6 protein-coding genes and 1 tRNA gene are annotated in these 4,487 nt (G+C 69.5%); 4 read left to right on the top strand and 3 right to left on the bottom strand.

Annotated elements, in window-relative coordinates:
* The coding region (locus ACWJ6R_RS30765; protein ID WP_449065583.1) for a LysR substrate-binding domain-containing protein at nt 1–660 on the top strand (660 nt) is incomplete at its 5' end.
* A gap of 36 nt (nt 661–696) precedes the next feature.
* Here ACWJ6R_RS30765 and ACWJ6R_RS30760 read toward each other — a convergent pair.
* The 3 genes from ACWJ6R_RS30760 to ACWJ6R_RS30750 all read right to left on the bottom strand — a co-directional run bounded on the left by ACWJ6R_RS30760 (nt 697) and on the right by ACWJ6R_RS30750 (nt 2,847).
* Nucleotides 697–1,452: an MBL fold metallo-hydrolase gene (locus ACWJ6R_RS30760; RefSeq protein ID WP_449065582.1), complete on the bottom strand. Its 756-nt coding sequence runs from the start codon at nt 1,450–1,452 to the stop codon at nt 697–699.
* Between the two features lie 373 nt (nt 1,453–1,825).
* Nucleotides 1,826–2,626 carry a hypothetical protein gene (locus tag ACWJ6R_RS30755; protein ID WP_449065581.1) on the bottom strand — a complete coding sequence of 267 codons (801 nt, stop codon included), beginning with the start codon at nt 2,624–2,626 and terminating at the stop codon, nt 1,826–1,828.
* 144 nt (nt 2,627–2,770) lie between these two features.
* Nucleotides 2,771–2,847, bottom strand: a tRNA-Pro gene (locus ACWJ6R_RS30750).
* A 126-nt stretch (nt 2,848–2,973) separates the two neighbouring features.
* Here ACWJ6R_RS30750 and ACWJ6R_RS30745 point away from each other — a divergent pair.
* The 3 genes from ACWJ6R_RS30745 to ACWJ6R_RS30735 all read left to right on the top strand — a co-directional run.
* Nucleotides 2,974–3,414 carry a hypothetical protein gene (locus tag ACWJ6R_RS30745; protein WP_449065580.1) on the top strand — a complete coding sequence of 147 codons (441 nt, stop codon included), beginning with the start codon at nt 2,974–2,976 and terminating at the stop codon, nt 3,412–3,414.
* 85 nt (nt 3,415–3,499) lie between these two features.
* The gene (locus ACWJ6R_RS30740; protein WP_449065579.1) at nt 3,500–4,135 is read left to right on the top strand and encodes a hypothetical protein; all 636 of its coding nucleotides are present in this window, start codon (nt 3,500–3,502) and stop codon (nt 4,133–4,135) included.
* Nucleotides 4,136–4,176: 41 nt separating this feature from the next.
* Nucleotides 4,177–4,487 (top strand): hypothetical protein (locus ACWJ6R_RS30735; protein WP_449065578.1); only part of this gene is annotated, 311 nt, incomplete at its 3' end.

The raw sequence follows: 4,487 nt of genomic DNA, 5'->3' as shown, positions 1-4,487 counted from the left end.
GCGGCTCTGGGCGGTGAGGTCCGCGGCACCGTACGCGCCGGCGGCCTGCAGTCGGCGGCCCGCCGCCTGCTGGTGCCCGCCGTGGCCCGCCTGACGGCCGAGCATCCGCTGGTGCGCGCGGAGGTCTCCGAACTCGAGCTGGAGCAGGCGCTGCCGGGGCTGCGCCTGGGAGCGGTCGACCTGGTCATCAGCGACGAGTACGACGGCCACCCGCGGCCCCGGCCGGAAGGGCTGAACTTCGCGCCGCTGCACGAGGAACCGCTCAAGCTGGTGCTCTCACCGGCGCATCCGCTGGCCCGGCAGGAAGGACCCGTCGCGCTGGCCTCGCTGCGCGAGGAGGTCTGGGCCGCCTCGGCCGCGGGCACCGGCCACCACGCCATGGTGATGGGGACCTGCCGGTCCCTGGGCGGCTACGAACCCGACGTACGGCACCGCTCCAACGACGCGGAGATCCAGCTCGAACTCGTGCGCACCACGGGAGCCGTGGCGCTGCTACCGGTCCTGACACTGCCGGCGGCGGACACGGCGCTGGCGATCCGCGACGTCGCCGAAGCCGACGTCCGGCGTCGCCTCGTCGCGGTCACTCGACAGGGCCCGGCGGCCCCTGCGCTGAGAGCGCTCCTGGGGGCCGTGACCGATCAGGTGGGCCGAGTCGGCTGACGCCGCTCGGTACCACGCGGCGGGGAGCCCGCCTGCTCATCCGGTGTAGCGGGTCAGTTCGCTCGCGTCGTGGGCGCTGAAGACCTGGACCTGTTCGGGCAGTTCCCGCAGCCGGGCCAGGTTGGCCAGCCGCTGGGCGTGGTCGACGGCGATGAGCCGCTGGGCGACGCGCAGCGTCAGCGGGCAGTGCGACGGCGCGGAGAGCTCCCCGTGGAACCAGTAGGCATCGCCGGCGTGCAGCAGCCAGCCGTCGCCGGTGTCCACGGCCACGCCGGAGTGGCCCCGGCTGTGCCCGGCCAGCGGGACCAGCGCCACGTCCTCCACCCCGTCCAGCGGGCGGGCCCGCAGGCCGAACAGCTCCTCTCCGGCATCGTCGTATGGGACCCAGTCGGGACCGTGCGCCCACTGGGCGGGCAGGTAGCGGCGCCGCTGGGCCGCTCCGCCGCCGGGACGGGTGGCCGCGGCCAGTTCGGCGGCGTGCACGTGGACGCGGGCGTGCGGGAAGTCCCGCAGCCCGCCGGCGTGGTCGGCGTCCAGGTGGGTGAGCACGATGTGGCGCACATCACCGGGATCCAGTCCCAGGTCCTGGACCTGCCGGACGGCGGACTCGGCAGGGTCGAGGGAAGGCCGGGCCGTACGCAGGAAGAACGTCTCCAAGCGGTCCTCGCCGAGGGCGAAGCCGGTGTCGACCAGCACCAGGTCGCGCGCGGTCTCCAGGAGCAGGCAGTGGGCGACCATGCGCGGCGCGGTCGGCGGCGCCATCGTCCCGCAGTTGAGGTGGTGGACCTTCATCCGCACATACTGCCCTATGGGGGGTGATCCGGACAGTTCACGCTGAGCGTCCAGCACGTACCGTCCTGAACCGAGGTGTTCTCCGGTTTCGCCCGCACTGATCAACGACGGCGGAGCGAGCCGACCTGGCGGATGGAGGCTGCGATCAGCCCGGTGGCCTGGAGGTCGATGACGCGTCCTTCGTCAAGGACGGTGACGAGTCACCGGGGGGCGGCCCTTCGACACTGCGGCGCATCGGGCAAGACCGCCGACTGTCCACTCGCCCGTATGTCGTCGTTCTTGCGCAGCCGACAGGAATGGCCGAGGAAACCCGCAAGCTCTCTCAAGAGGCGATCCCGGCCTCGAACAGCTTGGCGAGCGCCTCCGACCCCGGTCAAGTTCGAAGATATAAAAATCCTACTGGATCAATCCCGATGCGTTCCCGCACACATATTCCCGATAACGTTTCAACGGAATCCTCAACCTGCCGGCTATCACCCCCATGGGAATGAAATATACATCCAGATCGCCATCCACGATGAAGAAAAAAATCAAGATCCTTCGGATCGTACGGGATCAGGGTCGATCTGCCGTAGACGTGTCGGCCTTGGACATTCACCATCCAACCGTCATCGGACATACTGGTCGTGCTCTTGACCTGGACACACCGGATCACATCGTCGACGGTTACGAGTAGGTCGTACACCTGAGGCTCGACAGGCAGAGCCACGGCGCAGCCGCGAAGCGCGAACCATGCCATAGCCATCGCCGGCGCGGCGCTCCTGAGCTGGGAAAGATCCGCTTTCGGCATCGCATGCCTGCTCAATCGCACACCCGAAGCATCTCCGTCGAAGCGGCTCATATCGAGCCCCAAACGGGCCGGGTGAACCCTGACCGCAGCCCTGTTCGATCCAGAATCCGACTGGAGTCCCAACAGATCGAGCAGCTCGGGCCAGGACCTTCCATCGTTCACGGCGGAGGCGAGAGACGTATCCGACCAGCGACGCTGACCGGTGAAATGCCCGGTATCCAGCCCCAGACGTTCCACATGGCGGCGCACCACCCGAATGGATCCGGCGGAACTCGCATTGAGACCGAGTTCCCGCAGGACTCCTCTCCAGGAAGATGAACCGGACACGGCGTCGACGAGCTGAGCATCCGACCATGTCCGTCTGTCGAATACGGGATGCGTCATCCGATAATTGTAAGCATCAGGAACAAGATTTATCGCATGCACAGCAAAACTCGGCCGACGAGGTCACATATCACCCAAAATGGGAATTTCCCACAAAAAGGGTGCCACGTTAAAAACGTGACACCCTTGACGACCAGTAGAACCTGGTCGGGACGACAGGATTTGAACCTGCGACCCCCTGACCCCCAGTCAGGTGCGCTACCAAGCTGCGCTACGTCCCGGTTTGTCCGTTCGGCCCTTGCGGGCCGCCCCTCTCGGGCGGACGTCATAACCTTAGCGCAGATCGAGTGGACATGTGCACGCCGAGGCGTTCGCCCGGCGGAGTGATCGGCTGAAGGGCGGGGCGTGTGGGGCGCAGGGCGCTGATCGACCAGGAGGAGCTGCGGCGGCTGGCCGGGCAGGGGTTGTCGAACGCGGAGCTGGCCGCGCGGTTCGGGGTGAGCGAGTCCGGCATCCTGCAGGCCAAGCGGGCCGCGGGGCTGTCGAAGCCGATGCTCGACCACTCCCGCGCGATCCCGTGGAAGCTGAACCGCGCGCACGCGCAGTCCGGCCCGGCGACGAACCTGCGCAACCTGTCGTCGGTCGCCCAGGGCCGCGCGATCCCGGCGGAGAAGCTCAACACGGCCCTGCGCTGGGCGGACCGGCTGGTCGCCGCGGGCCTGGACATCGCCTACGACCCGGAGCTCGGGTTCCGGGAGGTCCCGGCCGCCGCCTCCGGGGAGTCGCTCGTCGGGACGGTCCTCGCCGAGGCCCGCAGGACCCTCCCCGGTGGCCGCTCCGAGCCCTGAACCCCCGGTCGCGTCGGCGGTTTCGAGGCGGCCCTCCGGGGCAGCGCACGGAGGCAACCGCCGACACAACCGACCGGAGGCCCACATGTCCGCCGATACCCTCGTCTGGGTGGCCGCCGTCGTGGTCGCGGTGGTGGCGATCGTCGCCCTCGGCTACGCCGTACTGCGGCGACGACGCCGGCACCGGCTCCGCGACCGGTTCGGACCCGAGTACGACCGGACCGTGCGCGAGCGCGAGAACCGGCGTGAGGCCGAGCAGGAGCTCATCGCCCGCGAGCAGCGCTTCGACTCCCTGGACATCCGCCCGCTCAGCCCCGAGGCGCGCCAGGCCTACGCCAAGAAGTGGACCGAGGTCCAGGAGCGTTTCGTGGACGCTCCTGGTTTCTCCGTCACCGAGGCCGACCATCTGGTGACCTCGGTGATGGCCGACCGAGGCTATCCGACCGAGGACTTCGAGCAGCGGATCGCCGACCTGTCGGTGGCCCACGGCCGCACCCTCGACCACTACCGCAAGGCCCACGAGATCAGCGGCCGCGCCATCCGGCAGGCGGCCTCCACCGAGGAGCTCCGGCAGGCCATGGTGCACTACCGGGCCCTGTTCGAGGAACTGCTGGAGGTCCCCGCATCCCGCGGCGTGGACGACGGCTCCCCCCGGAACGGCTCCCCCCGGCACGCGGAGGCACGCTCCGGACGGGTCCGCGACGACACGCGGACCGACTGAGGTTCACAGACCCCCGATATCCCCCTGAGGACGGTGACTCGATGAACGACCGACCCGACCGAGACTCAGACCGCCGCACATCCGAACGCATCGCCGACCGGCTGGTCCACCCCCGCCGCGACGGCCGCGAGGACCACCACGACGACGGGCTCAGCGACACAGGGCCGCTGGTGCCTCCCCAGCGCGCCGACGTGGCGCCCTCCGGAGCGGGTACGGCCCACGGATCTTCCGAGACCGGTACGGCCTCCGCCTCCGGAACCGGTGGATCCTTCCCGACCGGTGCGGCCGCCCACGACGACGCGCCCGCCGGCCGGCCGGGCGACCTGCCGGACGCCGAGCCCCCCGCCACCGA

The sequence above is a fragment of the Planomonospora algeriensis genome, from assembly GCF_977012225.1.
The sequence above is the reverse complement of the archived record's forward strand: the minus strand, read 5'-3'. Positions and strand labels throughout refer to the sequence as shown.

What these genes read in the sequence shown, in the direction of transcription:
- ACWJ6R_RS30755 (WP_449065581.1), bottom strand. Translation starts at nt 2,626, where the DNA reads ATGACGCATCCCGTATTCGACAGACGGACATGGTCGGATGCTCAGCTC.
- ACWJ6R_RS30740 (WP_449065579.1), top strand. Translation starts at nt 3,500, where the DNA reads ATGTCCGCCGATACCCTCGTCTGGGTGGCCGCCGTCGTGGTCGCGGTG.
- ACWJ6R_RS30760 (WP_449065582.1), bottom strand. Translation starts at nt 1,452, where the DNA reads ATGAAGGTCCACCACCTCAACTGCGGGACGATGGCGCCGCCGACCGCG.